At 61.4% G+C, this 24,657-nt stretch carries 25 protein-coding genes; 6 read left to right on the top strand and 19 right to left on the bottom strand.

Features of this window, described 5'->3' with window-relative positions:
- Positions 1-4: 4 nt before the first annotated feature.
- From BM267_RS13185 to coxB, 10 genes are all read right to left on the bottom strand, one after another.
- Positions 5-544: a YaeQ family protein gene (locus BM267_RS13185; protein ID WP_074780986.1), complete on the bottom strand. Its 540-nt coding sequence runs from the start codon at positions 542-544 to the stop codon at positions 5-7.
- Between the two features lie 83 nt (positions 545-627).
- Positions 628-1,119, bottom strand: coding sequence for an MgtC/SapB family protein (locus BM267_RS13180; RefSeq protein WP_036991254.1), 492 nt, complete (start codon positions 1,117-1,119; stop codon positions 628-630).
- A gap of 41 nt (positions 1,120-1,160) precedes the next feature.
- Entirely contained in the window at positions 1,161-3,287 is a 2,127-nt protein-coding gene (gene mdoH, locus BM267_RS13175) for a glucans biosynthesis glucosyltransferase MdoH (RefSeq protein ID WP_083392523.1), read from the bottom strand.
- Positions 3,287-3,532 (bottom strand): hypothetical protein, encoded by a 246-nt coding sequence (locus tag BM267_RS13170; protein ID WP_036990987.1) that lies wholly within the window; start codon positions 3,530-3,532, stop codon positions 3,287-3,289. The genes mdoH and BM267_RS13170 overlap by 1 nt, the downstream gene beginning before the upstream one ends.
- A 14-nt stretch (positions 3,533-3,546) precedes the next feature.
- Positions 3,547-5,091, bottom strand: a complete 1,545-nt coding sequence (locus BM267_RS13165; RefSeq protein ID WP_074780989.1) for a glucan biosynthesis protein G — start codon at positions 5,089-5,091, stop codon at positions 3,547-3,549.
- A gap of 88 nt (positions 5,092-5,179) precedes the next feature.
- On the bottom strand, positions 5,180-5,764 hold the full coding sequence (locus BM267_RS13160) for an exopolysaccharide biosynthesis protein (RefSeq protein ID WP_036990990.1): 585 nt from the start codon (positions 5,762-5,764) through the stop codon (positions 5,180-5,182).
- Complete coding sequence (locus BM267_RS13155; RefSeq protein WP_036990992.1) at positions 5,761-6,597, bottom strand: cytochrome c oxidase assembly protein; 837 nt, start codon at positions 6,595-6,597, stop codon at positions 5,761-5,763. Before BM267_RS13155 ends, BM267_RS13160 begins: the two co-directional genes overlap by 4 nt.
- Positions 6,588-6,932, bottom strand: coding sequence for a hypothetical protein (locus BM267_RS13150; protein ID WP_036990993.1), 345 nt, complete (start codon positions 6,930-6,932; stop codon positions 6,588-6,590). The genes BM267_RS13155 and BM267_RS13150 overlap by 10 nt, the downstream gene beginning before the upstream one ends.
- A gap of 9 nt (positions 6,933-6,941) precedes the next feature.
- Positions 6,942-9,446, bottom strand: a complete 2,505-nt coding sequence (gene ctaD / locus BM267_RS13145) for a cytochrome c oxidase subunit I (RefSeq protein ID WP_074780992.1) — start codon at positions 9,444-9,446, stop codon at positions 6,942-6,944.
- Positions 9,439-10,014, bottom strand: coding sequence for a cytochrome c oxidase subunit II (coxB, locus tag BM267_RS13140; protein ID WP_218144727.1), 576 nt, complete (start codon positions 10,012-10,014; stop codon positions 9,439-9,441). The genes ctaD and coxB overlap by 8 nt, the downstream gene beginning before the upstream one ends.
- Before the next feature lie 168 nt (positions 10,015-10,182).
- Here coxB and BM267_RS13135 point away from each other — a divergent pair, with 168 nt between their 5' ends.
- Positions 10,183-10,662, top strand: coding sequence for a DUF2231 domain-containing protein (locus BM267_RS13135; RefSeq protein WP_074780995.1), 480 nt, complete (start codon positions 10,183-10,185; stop codon positions 10,660-10,662).
- A gap of 26 nt (positions 10,663-10,688) precedes the next feature.
- On the opposite strand, the gene BM267_RS13130 is transcribed toward BM267_RS13135, so the two are convergent.
- From BM267_RS13130 to BM267_RS13105, 6 genes are all read right to left on the bottom strand, one after another.
- Positions 10,689-11,123 (bottom strand): CopD family protein, encoded by a 435-nt coding sequence (locus BM267_RS13130; protein WP_074780998.1) that lies wholly within the window; start codon positions 11,121-11,123, stop codon positions 10,689-10,691.
- Positions 11,124-11,536: 413 nt separating this feature from the next.
- Positions 11,537-12,943 (bottom strand): threonine synthase, encoded by a 1,407-nt coding sequence (thrC, locus tag BM267_RS13125; RefSeq protein ID WP_074781001.1) that lies wholly within the window; start codon positions 12,941-12,943, stop codon positions 11,537-11,539.
- Positions 12,944-13,020: 77 nt separating this feature from the next.
- Positions 13,021-14,328, bottom strand: coding sequence for a homoserine dehydrogenase (locus BM267_RS13120; RefSeq protein ID WP_074781004.1), 1,308 nt, complete (start codon positions 14,326-14,328; stop codon positions 13,021-13,023).
- A gap of 64 nt (positions 14,329-14,392) precedes the next feature.
- On the bottom strand, positions 14,393-15,112 hold the full coding sequence (dsbC, locus tag BM267_RS13115) for a bifunctional protein-disulfide isomerase/oxidoreductase DsbC (protein ID WP_074781006.1): 720 nt from the start codon (positions 15,110-15,112) through the stop codon (positions 14,393-14,395).
- A gap of 47 nt (positions 15,113-15,159) precedes the next feature.
- Positions 15,160-16,077, bottom strand: a complete 918-nt coding sequence (gene xerD / locus BM267_RS13110) for a site-specific tyrosine recombinase XerD (RefSeq protein WP_074781009.1) — start codon at positions 16,075-16,077, stop codon at positions 15,160-15,162.
- A 101-nt stretch (positions 16,078-16,178) separates the two neighbouring features.
- A complete protein-coding gene (locus tag BM267_RS13105) occupies positions 16,179-16,928 on the bottom strand; it encodes an MBL fold metallo-hydrolase (RefSeq protein WP_074781012.1) in 750 nt (249 codons plus the stop codon).
- A 106-nt stretch (positions 16,929-17,034) separates the two neighbouring features.
- Between BM267_RS13105 and BM267_RS13100 the strand changes: the two genes are divergently transcribed.
- Positions 17,035-17,349: an ArsR/SmtB family transcription factor gene (locus BM267_RS13100; protein WP_218144728.1), complete on the top strand. Its 315-nt coding sequence runs from the start codon at positions 17,035-17,037 to the stop codon at positions 17,347-17,349.
- 13 nt (positions 17,350-17,362) lie between these two features.
- The gene (locus BM267_RS13095) at positions 17,363-17,875 is read left to right on the top strand and encodes a rhodanese family protein (protein ID WP_074781018.1); all 513 of its coding nucleotides are present in this window, start codon (positions 17,363-17,365) and stop codon (positions 17,873-17,875) included.
- Positions 17,876-17,920: 45 nt separating this feature from the next.
- Here BM267_RS13095 and dsbG read toward each other — a convergent pair whose 3' ends face one another.
- From dsbG to dsbD, 3 genes are read right to left on the bottom strand one after another with little or no spacing between them, the layout of a single operon-like run.
- On the bottom strand, positions 17,921-18,709 hold the full coding sequence (dsbG, locus tag BM267_RS13090) for a thiol:disulfide interchange protein DsbG (RefSeq protein WP_074781021.1): 789 nt from the start codon (positions 18,707-18,709) through the stop codon (positions 17,921-17,923).
- 2 nt (positions 18,710-18,711) lie between these two features.
- Positions 18,712-19,542, bottom strand: coding sequence for a TlpA disulfide reductase family protein (locus tag BM267_RS13085; protein ID WP_074781024.1), 831 nt, complete (start codon positions 19,540-19,542; stop codon positions 18,712-18,714).
- On the bottom strand, positions 19,539-21,350 hold the full coding sequence (gene dsbD, locus BM267_RS13080; RefSeq protein ID WP_235818288.1) for a protein-disulfide reductase DsbD: 1,812 nt from the start codon (positions 21,348-21,350) through the stop codon (positions 19,539-19,541). The genes BM267_RS13085 and dsbD overlap by 4 nt, the downstream gene beginning before the upstream one ends.
- Before the next feature lie 237 nt (positions 21,351-21,587).
- Here dsbD and BM267_RS13075 point away from each other — a divergent pair, with 237 nt between their 5' ends.
- From BM267_RS13075 to BM267_RS13065, 3 genes are read left to right on the top strand one after another with little or no spacing between them, the layout of a single operon-like run.
- Entirely contained in the window at positions 21,588-23,186 is a 1,599-nt protein-coding gene (locus BM267_RS13075) for a cbb3-type cytochrome c oxidase subunit I (protein WP_074781030.1), read from the top strand.
- Between the two features lies 1 nt (position 23,187).
- Complete coding sequence (locus BM267_RS13070; protein ID WP_235818285.1) at positions 23,188-23,820, top strand: cbb3-type cytochrome c oxidase subunit II; 633 nt, start codon at positions 23,188-23,190, stop codon at positions 23,818-23,820.
- The gene (locus BM267_RS13065; RefSeq protein WP_074781032.1) at positions 23,821-24,642 is read left to right on the top strand and encodes a c-type cytochrome; all 822 of its coding nucleotides are present in this window, start codon (positions 23,821-23,823) and stop codon (positions 24,640-24,642) included. It abuts the gene before it with no gap.
- The last annotated feature ends 15 nt before the right edge of the window (positions 24,643-24,657 follow it).

Below are 24,657 nucleotides of genomic sequence, written 5' to 3'. Positions count from 1 at the left end.
GTGCTCAGCGCTCTCCCAACAACCATTCGAGCACGAACTCGTGCTGGGTATCGGCATCGCTGACGTAGAGCACACCATCGGCAATCATCACACCCCATTCGATGGTCCGCCCCAGTTCATTGGCCAGGGCGTCCAGCGGCTCCTGGGGGAGCGCGGTGATATTCACATTCTTCAGGTTGGCCACGGCGGGGATCACCTTGCCCGCCCACACCCGCGTGTTGCCATAGGCCAGCAGTGAGACCCGCTCGGCACGCCGCGAACACCAGGTCAGGCGCTCCGCATCCGGCTGGCCAACCTCGATCCAGTGCTCGATCCGGTCATCCAGGCTCTTGTGCCACAATGCCGGCTCGTCGACCTCGGACAGGCCGCGCCCGAAAGCCAGCCGCTCCTGATACCAGAGCGCGTAGGCAAGAATACGCGCGGCCAGGCGCTGGCCGGTTTCCGATGGGTGCCGAGCCACCGTGATACGCAGATCTTCATAAACGCCGCGATCGGTATCGGTGATATTGAGATGGACTTTACAGGGAACGGACTGGAGCGCCATGGGGCTGGATATCCTGGTTCTGGGGGCCGGCAGTGTAGCGCAAAACGTCCTGCCTCGCCCTACCAGCACCGCCGAAGGCAGCGTCACTCATCCGGCTTGCGTTCCACTCCCTCGAGAAAATACGGCAGGACATGCAGGATGAACAGCATCAGCAGAGTGGCCAGCACCGCGGTGGCTTCCAGGCCGAGCCCCACGCAGACACCTACCGCAGCGGTCATCCAGACCCCGGCAGCAGTGGTCAGGCCCTTGACCTCACCCATGCTGCTGCCCTTGATGATGGTGCCCACACCGAGAAAGCCGATGCCGGCGACGATCCCCTGCACCACCCGGCTCATGGCATCATCACCGGCACCGACCAGTTCGGAGCCAAGCACGAACAATGCAGCCCCCATGCACACCAGCATATGCGTGCGGATGCCGGCCGCCTTGCCATGGGTTTCCCGTTCGTAACCGAGCAAACCACCCAACAGCGCAGCGACCAGCAGCCGCAACGCGACCCGAGTCGCTTGCTCCACATCGGTCAGGTCGGAGAACTCGCTGGCCAGGGTAACCAGGATGATATCGAAAACGTCCATTGCCGAGTCCGCATCGTCGGTAGGAACCCTCAGCATAGCAGTCAGGAAACCGTCCGCCGCGGCACTGGCTGCCGGGTAATTTCCCGCCGCAGCAGGCGCCCCCATACCGTGCCGGGTGCGACGCGCCAGACCTGGTGATGCAGCCAGGCCATGGCTTCGGCATCCTGCGCCAGGAGGCTCTGTTCGGTACGGTCCAGCGCACCGGGCCCCTGCTCCAGACAGCGCTGCGCCAAAGCATCCAACCGCTGACGCCGTGGCCCCGCCGGCGCAGCGCGAGCCAACGCTACCTGCAACCGGTTATGCCGGGGATGGATCACCGATTCGCAGAAACCGGGTTGCTGGATGCCTTCCAGCGGGCTGCGCATCATCTCCTCGAGCAACTTCGAGCCATAGGCTTCCTCGGCGGTCATCAGCCAGCCACGCCGGCGCAGGCGCTGGCCCAGCTGCACCCGGCTGAGGATCACTGAAATCGGCGCGGCGAAGATCAGCGGCAACGCCACCGGCAGTGACCAATAAAAGAACATCGGCTTCAGCCAGAGCGCGAACAGCGCCCAGGCCAGCCCGAGAATCGAGCCCGGCGCCTGATAGACCAGGGCCTCGACCCAGCCGGTCTCGCTGGTCCGGTTCTGCCCGGCCCAGCGCAGTTTGATATTGAACAGTGCCGCGGTCACGTACCGCGAATGTGACAGCATGCGGATCGGCGCCAGCATGGCCGACACCACTATCTCCAGCAATACGCTGCCCAACAGCCGAAAGAAGCCGCCGAACGCACGAACCCGCTGCGTCAATGCCGCATCCGCCAGGCCGAGAAACTTGGGTAGAAACAGCAGGCCAAGGGTGCAGCCTACCAGCGTCGCTGCGCGCAACGGCTGCCATTGTGGCCACAGCGGAAACAACTGGTGCGGGTCGGGGAAATAGTTGATGGGCCACAACACCATGCGGGTGGTAGCGATGGTAGTCAGGACCAGAAAGGCCAGCCACAGTGGCGACGCCAGATAGGACATGATGCCGTTGAGAAAGGCCATGCGATGGGCAAACCGGAGCCGGCGACTGCCGAGCATCAGCCACAGATGCTGCATGTTGCCCTTGACCCAGCGCTGGTCGCGGGTCAGCTCATCCACCAGTGATGGCGGCGACTCCTCCCAGCTGTCCTGCAATCCCGGTTCCAGCCAGACTTCATGGCCGGCGCGCCCAAGATAAGCCGCCTCGACAAAGTCATGACTCATGATCGGACCACGGAACAGCCCCCACCCCGGCAGCTTGCGCAGGCCGCAATGGGCCATGAAGGGCTTGATCCGCAAGATAGCGTTATGCCCCCAGAAAGCCGCCTCGCCCAGCTGCACCGCGGCCAGCCCGGTAGTGAACAATGGACCATATAACTGACTGGAGAACTGCTGAATCCGGGCGAATAACGAGCGGCCGTTGAGCAGTTGCGGACTGGTCTGCAAAATGCCGACCATGCGGTGGCGCTGCATCAACTGCACCATGGTTACCAGCGTGTCACCGCCCATCAGGCTGTCGGCGTCCAGCACCACCATATAATCGTAATCCCGCCCCCAGCGGCGCAGGAAGTCGCCGACGTTGCCGCTCTTGTAGTTCAGGTTGAGCTTACGCCGGCGGTAGAACAGCCGCCCTGCCGCACCCAGCTTGTCCACCAACTGCGCCCAGGCCGCCTGCTCTCGCAGCCAGGTGTCCGGCTCCCGGCTATCAGACAGGATGAAGAAATCGAAGTGTTCCAACTGGCCGGTGCGTTCGAGACTGCGGTAGACCGCGCTCAGCCCGCCCAGACTGCGCTCGATCGGCTCATGATAGATCGGCATCAGAATTGCCGTGCGCGCCAGCGGCGTGGCGGCCAGGGTAGCGGCGTCCTGTTGTTGCAGCAGCGACTGCCGATCACCACCCAGACGCCGCAGGACGAAGCCGGCAACGGCGATCCAGAAGCCAAAGGAAATCCAGGCGAACAGCAGAGCAAACAACCCCAGCATGCCGATTTCCACGGCGTTGCCGCCGTTGTAGGGCAGGATCGACAGCATGAACCAGCTGGCCAGCAGCGTTTGCCCGATTACCAGTACCAATAAACAGCTGCGCCGCAACCAGGCCGCTGTACGCCAGCGGCGACGGCTCGCGACGGCATCCGCCGTGCCGGTTTCCACCGCAGCCGGCATCATCAGTAATCCCCGTAACCGATACTGCCACGCCGCAGAGGTGGAGTCGCTGGCGCTATCGGCTGCGGCTCGATCCCGCTCCGCATGGGCTGCAGGCAGAGGTCGAACAATTCGTCCGCAGGGACCGTCAGATTATCCGCCATGGTCCGCAGGACTGCCGCCTGCACCTCCGGCGTCGGCTCCCGGCCCGCCCAATGCAGCCAGGCGAGTACCCGGCGCAGGGTGAATTCAGCAACCGTTGTGTGCATGCCGTCTCCACAGGTTATTTGATGACATTCAATACATCACTGCCGGGTGCGAGCTGATAGGTCCATGTTTCGCTCAGGGTCTGGTCACCTTCGCGCAGGAAGGCGCGTACCGATAGCGGACGATCCGGTGCCGGCTTCACCAACATCGACAACCGCCAACGCTCAAGGGCGGGAACATACTCGACGAACTGTTCGATCAGCTCACCATCCTCCAGGGCGGTGGCGTCGGCGGCTACCGGAGCCTCGGTGGGATAGTCCGACAACGGGCCGCCGGCAAAGTCGACAACCACCCGCACTGCGCCCTCGACATCTCCCCCGCCGATGCGAGTGCCGTCGCCAAGAAAGCTGTCCACCGCCTGAGCCATGGGGCTGTCCACCAGGTCGGCCATGCCGAAGCGGGCGATATAGTCGAACCGGTGCGGACCTTCTGCCGAGAGTCCACCGTCGGGAGTCCAGAACGCCACTATATTGTCATTGGTCTCATCCGGCGTCGGTAGCTGGGTCAGCACCACATGCCCCTTGCCCCAGTCGCCCTGCGGCTCGATCCAGGCACTGGGCCGCGTGTCGTAGCCCGCTTCCGGGTCCATGTAGCTGCCGAAATCGGCGTCACGCTGGAACAGTCCGAAGCCACGCACGTTGTGAGTGCCGAAGTAGTCCATGGTCAGGGTGGCCGGGTTGTTCAGCGGACGCCACAACCATTCATCACTGGCGCCGTCATGGATCAGCAGCCCATCGCTGTCATGCACCTCTGGTCGCCATTCACCGTCCGGGCGCAGCGTGTTCTGGCCGTAGTAGAACATGCTGGTCAGCGGCGCCACACCCGCCAGCTCGATGGCCTGGCGTGGAAACAGTACCGACTCGACCTGCAGCGCCGTTTCATCACCGGGAGTCACGGTGAAGCGATAGGCCCCGGTCAGACTCTTGCCATCCAGCAGCCCGTAAAAGGTCAGCGTCTCGGCGTCTGCGGCGGGCTTCTCCAGCCAGAATTCGATAAAGGAAGGAAACTCCTCGCCGCTGGGCAAGCCGGTATTGACGGCGATACCCCGGCCCGACAGGCCAAAGTTGTTGTGTCGACCCACCGCCCGGTAATAACTGGCACCGGCAAACACCAGGAACTGATTCTGGATATCCGGCGCATCGAAGGGAAAGGTCAGCTTGAAGCCGGCAAAGCCGAGATCGGCTGGCATGAGCTTCTCCACTTCGCTGTTGGGATAGCTGAATTGCGTCTTGTCGAAGGCCAGCGGCTGCGCCTCGCCGCCCTCGATCAGGTTGATGCGCACCGCATGGTGGTAGAACAACCCCGGCGGAATCAGCATCAGATTGAAGGGGAGCTTTTCTTCTCGCCACAGGCTGCTCTCGGGCTTGAAGCGGATACTCTGGTAATCGTGATAGCTCAGTTCCTGGAGAAAGCGCGGCACTTGCGGGGGCGCCTTCCAGGCGCTGTCTGCCAATGACTCGGCCTTGTCGATTACCGCCTGGAACTGAAATTCCTCCGCTCCGGCAGTCAACGGTATCACCAGCCAGATAGAACACATCAGGCGCTTCAAACCTATCGTCATCCTGCAGTCTCCCTTAATCGATATAGCGGCAAACCGTTGCGGTTTTCGATACTAAGGTTTAGGTAGCCAAGCCCTGTATCAGTTCCCATTACATGAAGCTATTGGCAATCAGCCAACCGACGCCGAGAGTGATGCTGTAAGCCAGCAGCGCCAGTACCCCGTCATGGGCGGTCATCGCCAGGCCGAAACAGGTCAATGCCAGCCCGGCGCTGCTCGCGGCGAAGGGCACGGGCTCGAGCAGAGGCAGGGTCACCGCCAATACCAGACAGACCAGCGCGATGGGCCAGCTGCCGGGGCCATCCACCAGGATGTTCAATCGGTGCTTTACCAGGCGGTCGACAAAACGCGCGGGGCGCCGCAGCCATTGCGACGCTTTGGCGAGTTTCTGCTGCCCGATCTTGCGTCGCAGAATCCACCCCGGTAGCCAGATGTGTTTACGCAGTACCAGCATCTGCATCGCGATCAGGAAAACCGCCACTCCCATGGTCGAAGGCAGCGTGGGGATGCCGCTCAGCGGTGATATGAGAATCAGACCGATCAGCAGCAATATCGGGCCGAAGGAACGCTTGCCGATGGTTTCCATCAGCTTATCCAGCGACACCGCCTCCTCCCCTTCCCCGGCTTCGTCCATGCGGTCGAGCAACTGTTCCAGACTGCTCGGTTGCTGCTTCATGCATTGTCCTCCCCGGCGCCCAACCGCATCGTGCGATCCAGCTGCCGATACCAGCGCAGGCCGATCCACGCCGACGCCGCGATATAGGGCAGACCACCGAGAACCCACATGATGAGTCCGGCGAGCTGCTGGTCCTGCAGGTCGCGGGCGTCGCCGTAGAAAGGCGCCTGGGCGAAGGTGAGAATCGCGCCCAGCACCCCGGTATGCATCAGCGTGAATAGCAGGGCAAGCAGCGCCCACGGTCCGCCCGAATGGCGGCTCTGTAACACCGACCACCAGAACAGCCCGGCGGAAAGAATGAACATCAGATGTTCCACCGCGTGCCACCAAGGGTTCTCCAGCGCCAGAACATAGAAGTACGGCATGTGCCAGAACCAGAGGATCAGCCCATGCAACCAGGCCATCGCCATCGGCCAGTGCGCGAGTTTCAACAGCCCGCGATAGAACAGCAGAACCAGCTGGCCGCCGCTGCTGATCATCTGTGCCAGTGGCTGGGCCAGCACCCACAGCGGCGGGATCACCACCATGAACAACATGTGCTGGGTCATGTGAGCCGAGGCGCTGGTCTCAGCCCATTCATCCAGCGGGCCGGCGATGGCGAACAGGCATATCGCTGACCCCAGATGAAAGCACAGCGACTGCCACCAGCGTGTCGGGCGCCGCAACTGGCCAACCAGGAACAGCAGCCAGAACGTCAACAGCATGCCAACACTGATCAGCGCACTGATCAGGTCGGAGCCGTCACTGTCGAGGGGGCTGTGCGCCATGGCCCTGGGACTGAGCGTCAGCAGGACCAGGGCCATGGCGCATGGGATGCGATAGGTCATATGCATGGCGGCAGAAACCAGACTGGTACCGCCACTACCAACGTGGCGAAGGCGGATAGAAAGTAAAGCCCGGCCGAGGTCCGGGCGACGAAACGTCGGTTCGGCTGGGTGTTCTCGGGAGTGCCACGAGCGCAATGCCAGGCAGCCCAGCCGAGCACGCCGACTACCACCAGAGTGGATAGCCAGAGCAACGCGTTGAGCCAGTTCAGCGGCCCCCGGGTCGGGTCCGGCGGCACCACTTCGCAGGCTACTGAAAGCCCGCCATAGAGCACCACGAACCAGATAGCCCATACTGTCAGGCCGGTGATCAGGTGGATGGGATGCCAGGGCGGAAAAGTCATGGGCGCTCCTTACCAGGCCATCGGCAGCAAAATGAAGGCAGCGAAGCTGAGCCAGAATACGCCGAGCGTGTAACTCCAGAACGGCTGCAGCACCAACGGCTCGTAGGGCAGCTGCGCACTGACGTAGCCAAAGCGCACCCGTACGGCCTGCATCGCCGTCGCAACTGCCGACAGAGCCCCGTGGAATAACAGATAGCCAAGCATTACCGCCAGGACCGAATCGTGGGCCGATTGGGTAGGCGTCAGCTCCGCAGCCAGCATCAGCCATACCAGCACCGCCACATGAATCAACCCGATCCCCGCGCTTATCCATAGGCCGCCCTGCAAATGACGAGTGACACCCCGGCGCAGCCGCTGCGTCAGCCACTGATAAACGACTACCGCCAGACTGAGCAGCACCCCGCTGGCAAGTAGCGGCATCAGCGCCAATGGCCCCTGCTCCGGCGCCTGCCATTGCGGAGAGGCCGTCCACAAGTAGAACCAGCCAAACAACAGGGAGGCGTAGAACGAGCCGTTGGCCATCAACGTCACCAGCATGCCCCAGCGGCCGGGACCATCATGGGTGCGTGAGTGCAGCGGCGGATCGCTTGGGTCGTCGTCCCGCACCGGCGCCATGTCCGGATGAGCGCCATTGACCCAGCTCCAGCGCAGCATGATGAAGGCGGCCACCAGCGTCGCGCCCAATGCCAGCCAGTAGGTCTTGAGCAGCAGGCTGAGGCAGACAATGGCCAGCACCACCCCGGCCTGCAGCGGAATCCAGGAGTGGCTCGGCAGGTGCACTACCTCCCGCACACGCCCGGTAACCGCGTCCGAACCCCAGGTCTCCCGCCGCCCGTGGCGAATGACTGCCATGGCATGCTTGCCCTCCTCTATCTCGAAGGGCAATTGCGGGTTGTGCCAGAGTGGATGGCGGCTGCGGATATCCGGCAGGCTGATGAAGTTATAGGTGGTCACCGGCATGGCGACCGCCCATTCCAGGCTATCCGCCCCCCAGGGATTACGTGGTGCGCGGCGGCCGAAGCGAAAGTGCAGGAAGATATCCAGCAGGAACATGGCAATGCCGATGGCCATGACGAAACCACCGATGGACGACAGCAGATTCAGCCAATCCCAGCCCAGTCCGGCCTCGTAGGTGTAGACCCGGCGCGGCATGCCCAGCAGCCCCGTGAGGTGCATCAGCAGAAAGGTCATATTGAAGCCGATGAATACCAGCCAGAAAGCCCAGCGCCCCAGCATATCCGAGGGCATGCGGCCGGACACATGGGGCAGCCAGTAATAGAGCCCGGCGATCAGCGGGAACAGCATGCCGCCCACCAGCACGTAATGCATGTGCGCCACCACGAAGTGAGTGTCATGCACCTGCCAGTTGAAGGGCACCAGCGCCAGCATCACCCCGGTCAGGCCACCGGCAACAAAGATGATAAGAAACCCGAGAATCCACAGCATCGGCAGATTCCACACCACCCGCCCGGTCCACAGGGTGGCCAGCCAGGCAAATACCTGAATCGCCGTGGGGATCGCCACCAGCATGCTGGCCATAGAAAAGAATGCCTGGGCCAGCTGCGGTATGCCGACCGTGAACATATGGTGCACCCACAACCCGAAACTGATGAAGCCCATGACGATGACTGCCAGCACTATCCAGCGATAGCCAACAATGGGCCGCCGGGCGAAGACCGGAATCAGGGTCGAAACGATACCTGCCGCAGGGAGGAAGATGATGTACACCTCCGGATGGCCGAACAGCCAGAACAGGTGTTGCCACAGCAGCGGATCACCGCCGCCGGCTACTTCGAAGAACACCAGACCCGCCGCCCGCTCCAGCTCCAGCAGGATACTGCCGAGAATCAGCGGCGGGAAACCGAACACGATCATCAGCGCCATGGCCAGGATGTACCAGCAGAAGATCGGCATCCGCCGCAAGCTCATGCCGTTGCTACGGGTGCGTAGAATCGAGATGACCAGTTCGATCGCCCCCGTCATCGAAGAGATCTCGACGAAGGTGATGCCCAGCAACCAGAAGTCCGATCCCGGCCCCGGTGAAAAAGTGCTGCTGCTCAACGGTGTATACATGAACCAGCCTGAATCCGGCGCAATGCTCAGGGCCAGGCTCGACAGGATGATCAACCCGCCGAACAGGTAGCAGTAATAGCCCATGGCGCCAAGCCGGGGAAATGCCAGGTCGCGGGCGCCCACCATCTTGGGGATCAGATACATCGCCACCCCTTCCAGAATCGGGATGGCGAACAGGAACATCATCAGGGTGCCGTGCATGGTAAACAGCTGGCTGTACAACTCGGGACCGATGATCTCCTGCTCTGGCAAGGCCAACTGCGTCCGCATGAGCATGGCAAGTACGCCGCCGACCAGGAAGAAGAACAACCCGGTAACAACGAATCGCAGCCCCACCGAGGTGTGGTTGACCGCCGCCAGCTGACCGAAGCCCGGCAGGTTGCCCCATACCCGGTCAAATTGCTCGTGCAGTTGGGCACTGTGTTTCTGCTGCTCACTCATCGACCGTCGCTCCTTCCAGCCAGGCGTCGAACTCGCCCGGCGCGTGGGCCCGCACAGTGAATTTCATGTGCGCGTGACCGGTACCGCAGTACTCTGCACATTGACCGTAATACAGGCCCGGCTCGTCAGCCTCCAGGCGCAACACATTGGTCCGCCCTGGCAGCATGTCCAGTTTGCCCCCCAGCCGCGGCACCCAGAAGGAGTGGATCACATCCTCGCTGGTCAGATGCAGGTCCACCGGCATACCCGCCGGGATATGCAATTCATCACGCAGGCGGATGCCACTGGCGGGATAGCTGACATCCCACCACCATTGCCGTGCGGTGACATCGATACGCAGAGGCTCTTCCTCGACCAAAGGCAGCGGCAGCATGCGATGACCGATGGGGATACCGAAGGCCAGCAACGCGGTGATACTGACAATCGGCAGAATCAGCCCACCACCGATGACCCAGCGATTCTGGATTCGCTGGGCCTGTTCATCCGATACCTCACCCGGCCGGCGGCGCAGCGCATACAGCCATAACGACGCCACGACCACCAGGGTGACCACGGAAAATCCGGCCATGGCCCACCACAATCCAGCCGCGCCGGCCGCAGAGGGTCCGGCAGGGTCCAGCGCCGAGTATGGGCCAGTGCAGCCACTCAGCAGGCCGAGACCGACCCAGGCTGCTAGGCTTGACGCAGGGCTCCGGCCAATACGTGGCCGGTTTGGTTGTTCAGGAGGTTCTTTTCCATGATGTCCGAATCCATCGCCAGCAAAATGTCGATTGGCGGTCACCCGATTCATCCCATGCTCATTCACTTCCCCGTCGCTGCGCTGATCGGGCTGATCGGCACCGATATCGGCTTTGTGCTTACCGGCGATCAATTCTGGGCCAGGGCCGGGCTCTGGCTGGCCGGCGTGGGTACGCTCGGCGGCTGGGTCTCGGGCACCGTCGGCTTGCTGGACCTGTTGATCGTGCCGCAGATCCGCCGGCTGATCACCGCCTGGTGCCATGCTGTGCTGGCAGTGATGCTGTTGTCGCTGGCGTCGCTGAACTGGCTGATGCGCATTGGCGAAGCCGAGGCGGCCATCCTGCCCTGGGGACTGTTCCTGTCGGTGTTGAGCGGCCTGGCTATCGGCGCTACCAGCCTGCTCGGTGGTCAATTGGTCTATGACCATGCCGTCGGGGTTGATTTTGAAGAAGCGCCGGAGCCGGCCCAGCCGGAATGAATGGTTGAGCTGCCGCGATATCCCCCTCATAGCGGCAGCTCCACGGCCGGCTTGGCCAACACCAGCCAGAGAATCAACGAGAAAAGCCCACAGCAGACCACCGCCACGGTGATGCACCAGCCTCGCAGGGGACGATCTTCCTTCTGCTCCATGCGCAACACCAGCAGCCCAACCAGGACATGGCAGACCACCAACGCGGTCACCACCGTCAGCTTGGCCACCAGCCAGCCATCCACGGTGCCATCAACCACAAATACCAAGGTGCCAGCGATGATCGCCAATAGCGCAGCGGGGGTGGCAATCCGGGTGAAAACGAAGCGTTCGATGGAATTGTGGGGATTGACGCGCACTTCTACCGGCGAGCGTCGGGCTTCGTGTCCGGCAATCAAGGCCGGGAGATACAGCAACGAAGCCACCCAGAACACCAGCGCAATGATGTGCAGCACCAGAAACCAGAGCATGCCGAGTCAACTCCTCTCATCTCGCGAGTCAGTGAACCTGGCCGGGGAGCGAGGCTGGGGAGACGACTTGGACTTGTTCAAAGCCTCCCTGAGATGTCGGACAACGAAGGGCAGCGGTTGGTGCCAGTGAAATTGGCGTGGGGCGTTGCAGAAAGTTTCAGAAGATGGAGAGTGCAACGGGGCGTGAGGTCATAGCGGTAGTGAGGAACCACGGCCATACCAGTGTTCTGCTGCCCCGTCGTCGAGCAGGTGCCCGACAACCCGAAAAGCGGACCAGCCTTCCGCCAACCAATGCGCCCGTTTAAAGCGCACCGTTTTGAAGGCGCCGCGCACCTGCGCTACACGTGCGGGCCTGCAGCGTGCCCCTCTGCAGAACAGGCACGCTACTAGCCCGGGCAAAGTACGGCTGCGCGTTACAGCGGCTTGCCCCGATTGCCATGGGCCGCCACGAACTGCTGGATGTCGGTCAGGCTATTGGGCAACACACTGCAACGCTCGGCACGCTCGAACAAATCTGCCAGATGCGCCGGCAGATGCGGTTCCTCCACCTGGGCCTTGCGCACGGCTTCCGGGAACTTGACCGGATGCGCGGTACCCAGGGTGATCATCGGCGTGGCCATGCTGCGCCGGCATTCACGGGCAGCGCGAACCCCGATGGCTGTGTGCGGGTCGAGCAATTCGCCACAATCGCGATAGACGTCGGCGATGGTCGCGCAGGTAGCTGCGTCGTCCACTGCCAGTGAATCAAACAGACGACGGGCCTCGGTCCAGCGCTCATCCTCCACGGTCAGCTTGCCGGTCTGCTTGAAGTTGTCCATCAACTCCTTGACCAGCGCACCGTTGCGGCCATGCAGGTCGAACAGCAGGCGTTCGAAATTGGACGACACCATGATGTCCATCGATGGCGACAGCGACGGATGCAGGGTGTCCTTGTCGTAGCGGTTGCCGCTCATGAAGCGGTGCAGGATATCGTTGCGGTTGGTAGCCACTACCAACTGGCTGATCGGCAGACCCATGTTGCGCGCCAGATAGCCGGCGAAGATATCGCCGAAATTGCCGGTCGGTACCGAGAACGCCATGGAGCGCTGCGGGCCGCCCAGCTGCAGGGCAGCATGGAAGTAGTAAACGATCTGCGCCATGATCCGCGCCCAGTTGATCGAGTTGACTGCGACCAGCCGGTTGCCCTTGAGAAAGCCCTGATCGGCGAAGCTGGCCTTGACCATCTCCTGGCAATCGTCGAAGTTGCCTTCGATGGCGATATTGTGGATGTTGTCGCCGAGGATAGTGGTCATCTGCCGGCGCTGCACCTCGGATACCCGGTTGTGCGGATGCAGGATGAAGATATCCACACTTTCGCAGCGGCGGCAGCCTTCGATGGCGGCCGAGCCGGTGTCACCGGACGTAGCGCCGAGGATCACTGCGCGCTCGCCACGCTTGGTCAGGAAGTGATCAAGCAGGCGGCCCAGCAACTGCAGGGCGAAATCCTTGAATGCCAGGGTCGGGCCATGGAACAGCTCCATCACCCATTCGTTGGCATCCAGCTGACGCAACGGCGCCACCGCATTGTGGGCAAACACGCCGTAGGTATCCTTGAGGATCGCCTTGAAGTCGGCATCGGCAATGCTGCCGGCAACGAACGGACGCATCACGTTGAAAGCCAGTTCGTGGTACGGCAGGCCGGCCCAGGAAGCGATCTCTTCCTGGGTGAAGCGCGGCAGGTTCTCCGGCACATACAGGCCACCATCGCTGGCCAGGCCGGCCAGCAACACGTCTTCGAAATTCAGAGCCGGCGCCTGGCCGCGAGTGCTGATATAACGCATTACAAAACCCTTCAGGTTTTGGCTTGAAGCAGGAGCCTGACGCTGGCAGCACGTCGGCTCTCCACTCCCAGCTCGGTTTAGTCCAATTGTTCTACGCGGATTCGCATCAGCGGTCCGGCGACTTCATCCAGAGCTTCCATGGCGGCGATGGCGTCGTTCATGCTCTGCTCGCGGACCCGATGAGTGAGGATGATGATCGGCACCAGACCGTCCTGTTCCTCGACGTCCTTCTGCATGATCGATTCGATATTGATGCCACGCTCGGACAGGATGCTTGCCACTCGCGCCAGAACGCCAGGGCGGTCCTGCGCCTGCAGCCGCAGATAGTAGGCAGTTTCTACGTCGCCCACCGGCAATACGGGCAGATCAGACAGCGTGTCGGCACCGAAGGCCAGATGCGGCACCCGGCTGCTCGGCTCAGTGGCCATGGCGCGGGCCACATCGATGATATCCGCCACCACCGCGGACGCGGTGGGTTCCGCACCGGCACCGGCGCCGTAATACAAGGTCGAGCCGACCGCATCGCCGTTGACCATCACCGCGTTCATCACGCCATGTACATTGGCCAGCAGACGGTCCGCCGGAATCAGCGTCGGGTGCACGCGCAGCTCGACACCATCAGCGGTGCGCCGGGCGATACCCAGGTGCTTGATGCGGTAGCCGAAGGCTTCGGCGTAGTTCACATCAGCGGTGGTCAGCTTGGTAATGCCTTCAGTGTAGGCCTTGTCGAACTGCAGCGGGATACCGAACGCCAGCGACGCCAGAATGGTCAGCTTGTGCGCAGCATCGATGCCTTCCACGTCAAAGGTCGGATCCGCCTCGGCATAGCCCAGCGCCTGGGCTTCAGCCAGCACATCGGCGAAGGTCCGGCCCTTGTCGCGCATCTCGGTAAGGATGAAGTTGCCGGTGCCGTTGATGATGCCCGCCAGCCACTGGACGCGGTTGGCCGCCAGCCCTTCGCGCAGCGCCTTGATGATCGGAATGCCGCCAGCTACCGCCGCTTCGAACACCACCATCACGCCCTTCTCGCGGGCCGCGGCGAAAATCTCGTTGCCATGCACGGCAATCAGCGCCTTGTTGGCAGTGACCACATGCTTGCCATTGGCAATCGCCTGCATGACGATCTTCAGCGCCAGGTCGTAGCCACCGATCAGCTCGACGATGACATCGATATCCGGGTTGCTGGCCAGCGCCAAGGCGTCATCACATACCTGGACATGGTCACCGACATTGCAGGAGGGGTTCGGGTGCCGGGTGGCAATATGGGTCACCTCGATCGCCCGGCCTGCCCTGCGGGCAATCTCCTCGGCGTTGCGCTGCAGAACATTGAAGGTGCCACCGCCAACGGTGCCCAGACCACATATACCCACTTTGACCGGTTTCAAACCAAGCCCCCACGTTTCTCTATGTTGTAGTAACTGCGTTGATCAGCCCATCCGTGATGAGCTGTTATTGATTGGCAATGGCCTCTTGCGCCAGTGCCTGCGCCGGCTTGTAGCCGGGCACCAGCGTCCCATTGGCCATGAAGATCGCCGGCGTGCCCTGCACACCGACCTGCGCGCCCAGCTGATACTGCTCGGCTACCGGATTCTCGCAGGTGACCGGCGTTACCGACTTGCCCTGTTTGGCGCGGGTCATTGCTGCCTGGCGGTCGTCCGCACACCAGATCGAGCCCATGACTTCTGCGGTCTTGCTATCAACACCGGCGCGGGGGAAGGCAGCGTAGCGCACTTCGATACCCAGCTCGTTCAAGTCACCGATTTCTTCGTGCAACTTGCGGCAATAGCCGCAATCCACATCGGTGAACACCGTAATATGCGTTTTCGGCTGCTCGGGCGCGAAGATCACCAGATCCTCACGCGGAATGCCATTGATCACCTCGCCGATGGCCTTAGCCTCGACTTCAGCGGTCAGGTTGCGCGGCTGCCCGTCATTGACGGCAATCAGCGCGCCCTGCACCAGATATTTGCCATCGGCACTGCCGTACAGTACGCGACCGTTATCCAACTGGATCTGATACAGACCATTGACCGGCGTCTCGGAAATCGCCGACACCGCCATGGGAAAGTTCAGCTTATCCAGACTCTGCCGGATGCTCTGCTCCACATCAGCCCAGACCTGGGTGGCGCACAGGGCGAGCAGGCCGGCTGTCAGATGTTTCAGTCGCATTGATCAATCCTCTTGATGACGGGCAAGCTTATCATGAAACGGTTTTCTCACCCACGGGGATGATGACTGGCATGCAGCTCGCGCAACCGGTGTCGGGCCACATGGGTATAGATCTGGGTGGTGGACAGGTCGCTGTGACCGAGCAGCATCTGCACCACCCGTAGATCAGCCCCGTGATTGAGCAGATGGGTGGCAAAGGCATGGCGTAATGTATGCGGCGACAGCGGGCTGCGAATCCCTGCCTGCTGCGCATGCAGCTTGATCCGATGCCAGAAGGTCTGCCGGGTCATCTGCCGCGCCTGCTGACTGGGAAACAGCACATCGCTGGGTCTGCCCTTGAGCAGCGGCGGCCGCGCCTCCTCGCAGTAGCGCTCGATCCAGACCAGGGCTTCCTCACCCAGCGGCACCAACCGCTCCTTGCTACCCTTGCCGGTAATCCGCAGCACCCCCTGGCGCGGATTCAACTGATCCAGCCGCAACCCGACCAGCTCGCTGACGCGCAGCCCACAGGCGTAGAGCACCTCCAGCATGCAGCGATCCCGCAGGCCGAGGCTGTCTGCAATATCCGGCGCCGCCAGCAGCGCCTCCACGTCCGCCTCACTGAGCGTTTCGGGTAATGGCCTGCCGAGCTGGGGCATAGCGATATCCAGGGTCGGGTCTTCCCTTATCAGTCCTTCACGCAGCGCATGCCGGTAGAAGCCGCGCAGGCAGGATAATAACCGGGCGGTGGAGCGGGCCTGATAGCCGGCGTTGATACGCCAGGCCAGGTGCTCCAGCAAATCCCCCCGACTGACCTCATACAGCCCACCTCGCCCCACGAGCCAACCGGCCAGCAGGTGAAGATCGGTACGATAGGCCTCCAGCGTATGCGCGGCCAATCCACGCTCCAGCCACAGGCTGTCCAGATAGCGGCCAATGGCGCGCAGATCATCATCACTGGGGGGGCTAGGGTCGGGCGTATTCATAGAGATCTCGAACAGGTTCGCCGAGCATCTTGATAAGAATTCTTACCGTAGGCAACAACAGAATCCGGCCAAGCCGATGCGGCGGCATCAATGGCAGACCATCAACCCTGCGGACTCTGCTCGATCTGTTCGCAATAGCGACGCAGGTTATCCGTGAGATCAGGTGGACATACACCGCACTCACGATTGCCCGGTACCGCATGGTCAATGAAGGTGGGGTGCGGCAAGTCCAGACTCGCCATGATTTCCTTGAAGCGCTCCAGGGATATTGCTTCCCCCAGCCGGGGATTACATTGCTTTTCCTGGGCAATGGTAGTGACCCGGCGGCCACGGTAGTCATGACCGGGATAAACCAGCGTGTCATCCGGTAACGCGAAAAGCTTGGTCCTGACGCTGTGAAACAGCTCATCGGCACTGCCGTTCTGGAAATCTGTCCGGCCACAACCATCGATGAGCAAGGCATCCCCGCTGAACAGGCGATCCCCCAGCAGGTAGGCAAAGTGCCCATCCGTATGTCCGGGTGTATGCAAGGGTGTGAAGCACAGACTGCCGACCATGAAGGGAGTACCCTCTTCTATCCCCACATCCGTGCATGGCAATTGGTCAAGGGCGGGGCCTGCAATACGACAACCGGTCTTGCGCTTCAGCTCCAATGCGGCGGTGATATGGTCGGCATGTATATGGGTCTCCAGCGTAAACGCCAGTTTCAAGCCCAGCCCGGCCAATTCATGCAGATCGCGCTCCGTTGCGGAAATAACCGGATCGATCAGGACAGCCTGCCTGGTGTCCTCGCATCCGAGCAGATAGGTGTAAGTGGAGGATAGGGGGTCGAACAGCTGGCGAAATATCATGGGTGATCTCGACTGGTGGTGAGGTTGCATCCAATTAACAATATATTGAAATATATATAGATAAACTGTATTGTCAACGCATTCAGATTCAATGACAGGTAGCCACATGGTAGATCTCGATATCGATACGCTTCGCCGCAATGCGACGGAGGCTTGTGGCTTGTTGAAGGTATTGGCTAACCCTGACCGCTTGTTGCTGCTGTGCCAGTTGGCACAAGGTGAATACTGTGTGGGCGATCTCGCCAACGCAACGGCCATAGAGCAGCCAACCCTGTCCCAACAGCTCACCGTCCTGCGGCACAACGGCCTGGTCAACACCCGCCGTGAGGGCAAGCAGGTTTACTACAGCATCGCCAGCCCTCAGGCGATGGAGGTCATGCAGGTGCTGTACAGATTGTATTGCCAGGCCCCCAGCACTTAACAGGAGCTCATCTATGTCTTTGAAGACTGTTTCCCCGCATACGATCCATCAATACCTGGATCAGGGCGCCATACTCGTGGACATCCGCTCGGCGGATGAATATGCCCGTGAACACATTAGCGAGGCCCGTCATATTCCGCTGGAGCAACTGGCTACGGACAAGACCGCACTGAAGGATGGGACAGCGGTCATTTTTCACTGCCGGTCCGGCCACCGCACCCAGATGAATGCGAACATATTGGGCGCCTGTGTGGCCGGTGAAGCCTATGTGCTTGAAGGCGGCCTGGATGCCTGGAAGAAAGCCGGGCTGCCGGTCACCCGCGATGCCTCGCAACCGATGGAACTGCAGCGGCAAGTGCAGATTGCCGCCGGTTCAATGGTTGTACTTGGAACGGTACTCGGCGTTACGCTTTCGCCGTGGTTTCTCGTGCTCTCCGGTTTCGTCGGCGCAGGACTGGTATTCGCGGGCATTTCTGGTTTTTGCGGCCTCGCTCGCGTACTCATGAAAATGCCCTGGAATCGATGATACCCAGCCTCAGGATTGCATCACGCGGGGTAGTGCCGACAGGTGTCAGCGCTCCCCCAATACCTCGACCAGTTGCCCCGGCTGCGGCATGCCGTTGAACTTCCTGATCAGGCCATCGCTCTCCCGAACGATGATGCCCGGTGTGCCGCGGAAGCCGGTGGCGTGCATGAGCATCTGGTTATCGTCGAGGATCTGCTGCACCTTATTGGAAACGCCCTTGGCCGGCGTGATCCCGCCTTGAGCAAAATGCGTTTCGTTTTCCACCAGCGCTGCTGACGGATCGGGAGCTTCAAGAATGGCTGCTGCCTTGGCGGGGCTGTCCGCCTTGATGACGCCCACCAGCAGATGGCGCAATTGCACCTTGCCCGAGTCCACCCAGGGACGGGCCGCTTCCCAGAAGCGATTGCAGTAAGGGCAGTTCGCGTCGCTGAAGGTATAGACGACACGGGGCGCATCGGCCTCTCCATCCAGCACCCAGGTGGCGTCTTCCAATTGCGCCCAGGTTTTGTCGCTCATCGGCTTGGCCACCAGATCCTGAAGCGTCGCGGCATCGATCGGCTCACCATTGGCATCCAGCCGCGTACCCACAATCGCCTTGCCGTCACTGGTGATGTACACCGCGATGGGTTGATCACCGGCGACACCGGCGAAGGCACGCAGGTCGCCGCTCACATCGAACTCCTGCGTTATGGTCAACCCCTGGGCCTCCAACGCCTTGATGGCTGGCGGCCGGTCTCCATTCTCTGCCTGTGTACAGCCAGCCACCAACATCAGGCCGGCTGCCAGACCGAAAACAACGCGTGGCCGTTGGCCGAATACAACTCCTGAAAACATGATTACTCCTCGTCTGTAGCAAGTTGCGCGGATTGCGCGAAATGACGCGACATATTGCTTTTGAAACTGGCCATGGTGAGCTCCCCCATATGCGAATCCACCAGTTGCCCTTCGGCATCAAAAAACAAGGTGGTAGGTAATGCTCTTGCACCCACGGCGTGCATGGTTCGGGAAAACGGATCAAGCAGCACATCGCTCAAGGTCAGACCCTGGCTTTCCAGGAAAGCTTGCGCCTGCTGGGCACTTTCTCCCTGGTTGACCATGACGATATTCACCCCTGGAAACGCTGCTTGAGCCTGCTCGAACACCGGCATTTCCCGGCGACAGGGTGGGCACCAGGTGGCCCAGAGATTGACCACGGTCGGGCGGCCCTGGTAGGACAGCAGCGAGATGGGTTGCTCCTCCAACGTCGCCAGGTGCAGCTCCGGCAGGGGCGGCGAATGATGCAGCAGACCCACTACCAAGCCGGTCGTGAACCAGGCCGCGACACCGGTCGCGATTCCTGTCAGTACCGGGCGACGCACTCGCATCGTACGGGTACGCCACCAGGCAAACGCCAACGCCGCCGGCACCCCTATCCACCATGAGTATCCGCCGTCGCCAATGGCAAGCATCGACATGGGGGTTGCGAAGTAGTCTTCCCACCATTGGGCGATATAGCCCAGCCTGGCGGCTATCACCCCCCAGAACACGGCATCGAACAGCACCGCGCCAGCCAGCTTGGGAGAAACATCTGCCAGGCGCTTGGCAACCGCGCGGGTCACCAGCCAGGCAAGCAATATGGCAGCGAAGACGCCGACAATTTTGACGGGAAACGGACCGATACTCATCATGGTGTGCCTGCTGCATTCAGACGTTCCAGAAACTCACTCGCGTTGACCTCGCCCACCATGCGCAGGTCGCGGCGCTCGGTGCCATCCGGCCCCACAAGAATGAGCGTGGGTGGCCCCATAACGCCCCAGTGCTTGAGCAGGGCCTGGTCGGTCGCATCGTTGAGCGTCACATCTGGACGCACGATCTGCATGCGTGCCAAGCGCTCCGCCACCACCGGATCACCAAATACCTGGCTCTCGATCACATGGCAGCTGATGCACCAGTCAGCGTAAAAGTCGATCAACGTCCACTCGCCCCGTGCCGCTGCTTCTGCCAGACGGGCATCCACATCCTCCACTGATTTGGCCTGGATATAGGTCGGCTTGGTTGCCGCAGAGGCTACCGCCGTACCGCCGCCCAGATGCACCAGTGGCTGCAGTACCGAGCTGCCCCCCGACGCCGCGCCCAGCAGCATCAGTACCGCCCACAGCCCGACGAAGGCTGCGCCGGTACGCAGTGTCCATACTAGGCGCGGCTTGGCCAGCGCGCCCTGAGCCCAGGCCAGAAGGCCGATGGCGATTGACAGTATCCAGGCGCCCCACAGAAGCAGACTCAGGGTACCGGGCAGGAACCGATCCAGCATCATTACGGCCATGCCGACCATGAGGTAGCCGAAGGCAATATTTACCCGCTCCATCCAGGCGCCAGGCTTGGGCAGGATGCGCGCCCCGAAGGTTGCGATTGCCAACAGCGGCAACCCCATGCCGAGGCCGAGGGCAAACAGGGCCAGACCACCATAGACCGCACTGCCGGTTTGCCCGATATACAACAACGCACCCGCCAGCGGCGCGGTCATGCAGGGGCCCACCAGCAAAGCGGACAGAAAGCCCAGGGCAGCGGCGCCGACCAGGCTGCCCCCGGCCCGATCGCGCCCTGCCGACTCGACCCGATTCATCAGTGCCGAGGGCAGGCGCAGGGTAAACAGGCCAAACAGCGCGCTGGCCAGGATCAGGAACAACGCCGCAAACGCACCCAGCAGCCATGGCGACTGCAGCGTCGCCTGAAGATTGGCACCCGCAAGCCCGGCGGCCACGCCGACGGCCGCGTAGGTCGCCGCCATTGCCACTACGTAGAACAGTGAGAGAACGAAAGCGCGTCCTGGCTTGGCCTGACTGCCAACCACCATGCTAGAGACGATAGGAATCATCGGCAAAGTGCAGGGGGTGAATGCCAACAACAGGCCGAAGCCGAAGAACAACAGCGTGCCGGACACCGGCCCGAGCGTCGCGAGGCGCTGCGCAGCTTGCTGGTCCTCGCCCACCTCGGCATGCGGGGTTGCGTTATCTGGGCTGGGGGACGGCGTGGGTGAGTCTTGAACCGGGGAAGCGCCCGCTCCGCTGGTCGGCAGATCGACCTGCAGGGTTTGCGGGGGATAGCAGAAGCCCACCTCTGCGCAGCCTTGCCAATGCAGCGTCAGCGGGCCTGATACCTGTGCCGGAAAAGCCAGGCGCAGCATATCGCCTGTGTAGATTTCCGTGTCGCCGAAGAACTCATCGTGCTGGGCCGTGCCTGCAGTGAGCTCCAGCTCAACCGGGTCGCCCTGCCCGTCAAGAAGCTTCAGCGAATGGCGATAAACATAGTAGCCATCGGTAACATGCCCGACCGCGTCGACCCTGTCACCCTGCTGGTGAAGCTCAGTCAGCTCGAAGACCTCCGCTGCCTCCAGCAGCTCGGGCTCCTGTCCCCAGGTGAACAGGCCATCATTGGCCCATGCGCTACCAAAGAAACATGAAAACAGCAAAACAACCGCAAGCGCGCGTCGATACACAGACAATTTCGACTCCTCCCCAGCAATGCATTTCAGCAAGGATGCACCTGCCCGATTAAGCGAAACTAAAGCCGTTACTGCATTTCCTCATGCTCCTCCAGTGCCTGCCGCTCCTCGTTAATTCTCGCTTAATTGTTTCTGAATATGATCAAGCAGTCTGAGTACAGACGCCGATGATTACCCCTGAATACCGCAGGGCAATCCATAACAATAAACCTGCAAGGAGTGAATCTCGCCATGACCACCATGGGGCTCTTGCTAGCACTCAGCTTCGTCGCCTCCCTTGGCGCACTGGGTTTTCTGATCTGGGCGATTGCCAATCGCCAGTTCTCCGTCAACCAGCAGGACGCCGCCTCCATCTTTGAGCCGGGGGAAATCGGCACGCCAGATGACTCCACCGCGTTTCAGTCACACAAGGACGCCAAGCAACAAGGCTTTGACGCTGCCCGTGCTCGGATCGACGAGGCCGGTCACAAGGTAGTAGTGCTGATGGTGGCAGGTGCGGTACTGGCGTTGATCGTCGGCTCCCTGTTTGGCCTGATCTCCTCGTTCAAACTGCATTTGCCTGACTTTCTCGCTGACTCGGCAGTGATGACCTTCGGCCGGGTGCGCACCATGCACCTGAACCTGGTCTCCTACGGCTGGCTGTCGATGGCAGGTATCGCTGCGGCAATGTGGATGGTGCCACGCATGTTCCGCACCCCGCTGCGCCGCCCGAATCTGGCGTTTTTCGGCGCTTGCGTATGGATGACGGCGACCACGCTGGCGGTGATCGCCATCGGTCTGGGGTACAGCGAGGGTGCCGAGTGGCTGGAGATGCCCTGGCCTGTTGGTATTCTGCTCGGCATCGGTGGTGCCTGTATGGCCATCGCACTGGTGGATACTGCTCGGCACCGTCAGGTACATCACATCTATGTCACCGCCTGGTATCTGATCGGCGGCTTGTGCTGGTTCCCGATCCTCTTCTTCATTGCCAAGTTTCCGGGACTGCACGCTGGCGTCCAGCATGCCACGGTCAACTGGTGGTTTGCGCATAACGTACTCGGCCTGTGGCTGACCCCGCTCGGTGTCGGTACAGCCTACTACCTGATTCCCAAGATCGTCGGTAAGCCGGTCTTTTCCTACGCAGTATCCCTGCTCGGGTTCTGGGGTTTGGCATTGTTCTACAGCCAAGTGGGCATTCACCACTTGATTGGCGGCCCGGTGCCAACCTGGGTCGTGACGCTGTCAATCGTGCACAGCATGATGATGTTCATCCCGGTGATCGCCGTGGCGATCAACCAGCACGGCACAGTGCTCGCAAACCTGTGGGCATTCAAGCAGTCGGTGACATTGCGCTTCGTCTCCATCGGCGCACTGATGTACACCCTGGCCTCGTTCCAGGGCTCGCTGGAAGCATTGCGCTCGATCAACTCGGTGACGCACTTCACCCATTACACGGTAGGTCATGCGCACCTGGGTGCTTATGCCTTCACCAGCATGGTCATGTTCGGCGCCTTTTATTACATGCTACCGCTATTGACCAAGCGCGAATGGCCGTGGCCGCGCCTGCTTAACCTGCACTTCTGGCTGGTGGTAGTGGGCTTCTCGATTTACTTTTTCGCCGTTTCCATCGGCGGCTGGCTGCAAGGCATGGGCCTGCTTGAAGTCGGGCGACCGTTCGGTGATATCACTCGAATGTTGCAGCCCTACCTTCAAGCCCGTTCGATCGGCGGCATATTGATGACCTTCGGCCATCTCATTTTCGCCGTTCACATTGCGGCGCTGCTGCTGAACAAGCAGGCCGTAAGATCGGTCGCTTCGGTGCAGCCGGCAGCTATTGCGGAGACTGTCTGACATGATGAACCGTCTATTGCCAATCGCCGTGGGGGCGATTGCGATCCTGGCCTTCGCCACCTTGATGCTGGTCATTTTGCCTGGCATCCAGATTCGTATCGAGGAAGCGCCGGCAGGGCTCCAGCCTTATACCGCCCAGGAGCTCGCCGGGCGCCAGCAGTACGTCAATCTTGGCTGCGTGTACTGCCATAGCCAGCAACCGCGCTCCCATGAACAGACGCTCGCCGACGCAGCTCAAGGCTGGGGCCGTCCATCAGTGGCGGCGGATTACGTTTATGACCGACCGCACCAGCTCGGCACCATGCGCACTGGTCCCGACCTGCTCAATGTTGGCGCCCGGCTGCCCAGTGCCGATTGGCATCTGACGCACCTCTACCAGCCACGGGCAATCTTCGACTGGAGCAACATGCCGGCCTTCCCTTTCCTGTTCGAAGAGAAAGCACAGGCCGAGCCCGGTGACATGGTGGTCAAACTACCACCTGAATTCCGTCCCGATGGCAAGACCATAGTGGCCAGGCAGCCAGCGCTCGATCTGGTGGCTTACCTGCAGAGTCTGGATCGCAGCTATCCGGTAGACAACGAAAAGAATGCTGTGCGCGATCAGGGATTCGCCAAGCGTCTGGAGGATCGTTAAATGCAGCATGATGAGCACCGCGACCTTTCCAAGGTTGACCGCAACTTTGAGCCCTATGAGCCATACCGGCCGGTTCCGCTGCTGTTGATTGCCGTAGCGTGCTCGCTGGCCATCTGGGGCGCACTGACCTACATCGATAATCTGACTACCGCCGAGCAGTTCGTCTCCCGTATCACCCCGGTAAGCGCCGAACCGGTCATGCCCGCCGCCGAACTGGCAGAAGGCCTGGGTAACGCCAGCCCCGAGACTCTTACATTGGTACAGGCCGGGCGTGATCATGTCTGGAGTTGTGCCTCATGCCACGGCGCCGCTGGCGAAGGTACTGCCACCACGCCGCGTCTGGCGGGCCAGCTAAGCGACTATCTGCTCAAACAGCTCGTCGACTTTCGCGATGGCACCCGTGATAACGCCCATATGATCTACGTCGCCAAGGCTCTGGACGAGGACGAGATGCACGAACTGGCGAATTACTATGCCCAGATCCGCCTACCCTCGCGGGTCGGCCCACGGCTGGATGGTGACCTCGAACGCGGCCGCCAGATCACCCATGAAGGAGACTGGAAGCGCAACGTGCCCGCCTGCGTGCAGTGTCACGGCTCCGGCGCCGAGGGCGTAGAGCCTTCCTTCCCGGTGCTCGCTGGCCAGCAGCCCGAGTACACATTCTCCCAGCTCGCGCAATGGCACGCTGGCGCACGTGGCAACTCGCCGCAGCAGCTGATGGACAAGATCAGCCAGGCCATGACCCCGGAAGATATGCGCGCGGTGGCCGACTATCTCGCCACTCTGCCGCTCGACGGTGCGCCGGCATCGCAGATTCAGTGAGCCCTGACGGTTTGA

The sequence above is a fragment of the Halopseudomonas bauzanensis genome, assembly GCF_900114735.1.
Lineage (GTDB): Bacteria > Pseudomonadota > Gammaproteobacteria > Pseudomonadales > Pseudomonadaceae > Halopseudomonas > Halopseudomonas bauzanensis.
Note: the sequence above shows the minus strand (reverse complement) of the source record. Positions and strands in the feature narration are given on the sequence as shown.

Coding starts and splice junctions, on each gene's coding strand:
- BM267_RS13185 (WP_074780986.1), bottom strand. CDS start 544: ATGGCGCTCCAGTCCGTTCCCTGTAAAGTCCATCTCAATATCACCGAT.
- BM267_RS13180 (WP_036991254.1), bottom strand. CDS start 1,119: ATGGACGTTTTCGATATCATCCTGGTTACCCTGGCCAGCGAGTTCTCC.
- mdoH (WP_083392523.1), bottom strand. CDS start 3,287: ATGATGCCGGCTGCGGTGGAAACCGGCACGGCGGATGCCGTCGCGAGC.
- BM267_RS13170 (WP_036990987.1), bottom strand. CDS start 3,532: ATGCACACAACGGTTGCTGAATTCACCCTGCGCCGGGTACTCGCCTGG.
- BM267_RS13165 (WP_074780989.1), bottom strand. CDS start 5,091: ATGACGATAGGTTTGAAGCGCCTGATGTGTTCTATCTGGCTGGTGATA.
- BM267_RS13160 (WP_036990990.1), bottom strand. CDS start 5,764: ATGAAGCAGCAACCGAGCAGTCTGGAACAGTTGCTCGACCGCATGGAC.
- BM267_RS13155 (WP_036990992.1), bottom strand. CDS start 6,597: ATGCATATGACCTATCGCATCCCATGCGCCATGGCCCTGGTCCTGCTG.
- BM267_RS13150 (WP_036990993.1), bottom strand. CDS start 6,932: ATGACTTTTCCGCCCTGGCATCCCATCCACCTGATCACCGGCCTGACA.
- ctaD (WP_074780992.1), bottom strand. CDS start 9,446: ATGAGTGAGCAGCAGAAACACAGTGCCCAACTGCACGAGCAATTTGAC.
- coxB (WP_218144727.1), bottom strand. CDS start 10,014: ATGGCCGGATTTTCCGTGGTCACCCTGGTGGTCGTGGCGTCGTTATGG.
- BM267_RS13135 (WP_074780995.1), top strand. CDS start 10,183: ATGATGTCCGAATCCATCGCCAGCAAAATGTCGATTGGCGGTCACCCG.
- BM267_RS13130 (WP_074780998.1), bottom strand. CDS start 11,123: ATGCTCTGGTTTCTGGTGCTGCACATCATTGCGCTGGTGTTCTGGGTG.
- thrC (WP_074781001.1), bottom strand. CDS start 12,943: ATGCGTTATATCAGCACTCGCGGCCAGGCGCCGGCTCTGAATTTCGAA.
- dsbC (WP_074781006.1), bottom strand. CDS start 15,112: ATGCGACTGAAACATCTGACAGCCGGCCTGCTCGCCCTGTGCGCCACC.
- xerD (WP_074781009.1), bottom strand. CDS start 16,077: ATGAATACGCCCGACCCTAGCCCCCCCAGTGATGATGATCTGCGCGCC.
- BM267_RS13105 (WP_074781012.1), bottom strand. CDS start 16,928: ATGATATTTCGCCAGCTGTTCGACCCCCTATCCTCCACTTACACCTAT.
- BM267_RS13100 (WP_218144728.1), top strand. CDS start 17,035: ATGGTAGATCTCGATATCGATACGCTTCGCCGCAATGCGACGGAGGCT.
- BM267_RS13095 (WP_074781018.1), top strand. CDS start 17,363: ATGTCTTTGAAGACTGTTTCCCCGCATACGATCCATCAATACCTGGAT.
- dsbG (WP_074781021.1), bottom strand. CDS start 18,709: ATGTTTTCAGGAGTTGTATTCGGCCAACGGCCACGCGTTGTTTTCGGT.
- BM267_RS13085 (WP_074781024.1), bottom strand. CDS start 19,542: ATGATGAGTATCGGTCCGTTTCCCGTCAAAATTGTCGGCGTCTTCGCT.
- BM267_RS13075 (WP_074781030.1), top strand. CDS start 21,588: ATGACCACCATGGGGCTCTTGCTAGCACTCAGCTTCGTCGCCTCCCTT.
- BM267_RS13070 (WP_235818285.1), top strand. CDS start 23,188: ATGATGAACCGTCTATTGCCAATCGCCGTGGGGGCGATTGCGATCCTG.
- BM267_RS13065 (WP_074781032.1), top strand. CDS start 23,821: ATGCAGCATGATGAGCACCGCGACCTTTCCAAGGTTGACCGCAACTTT.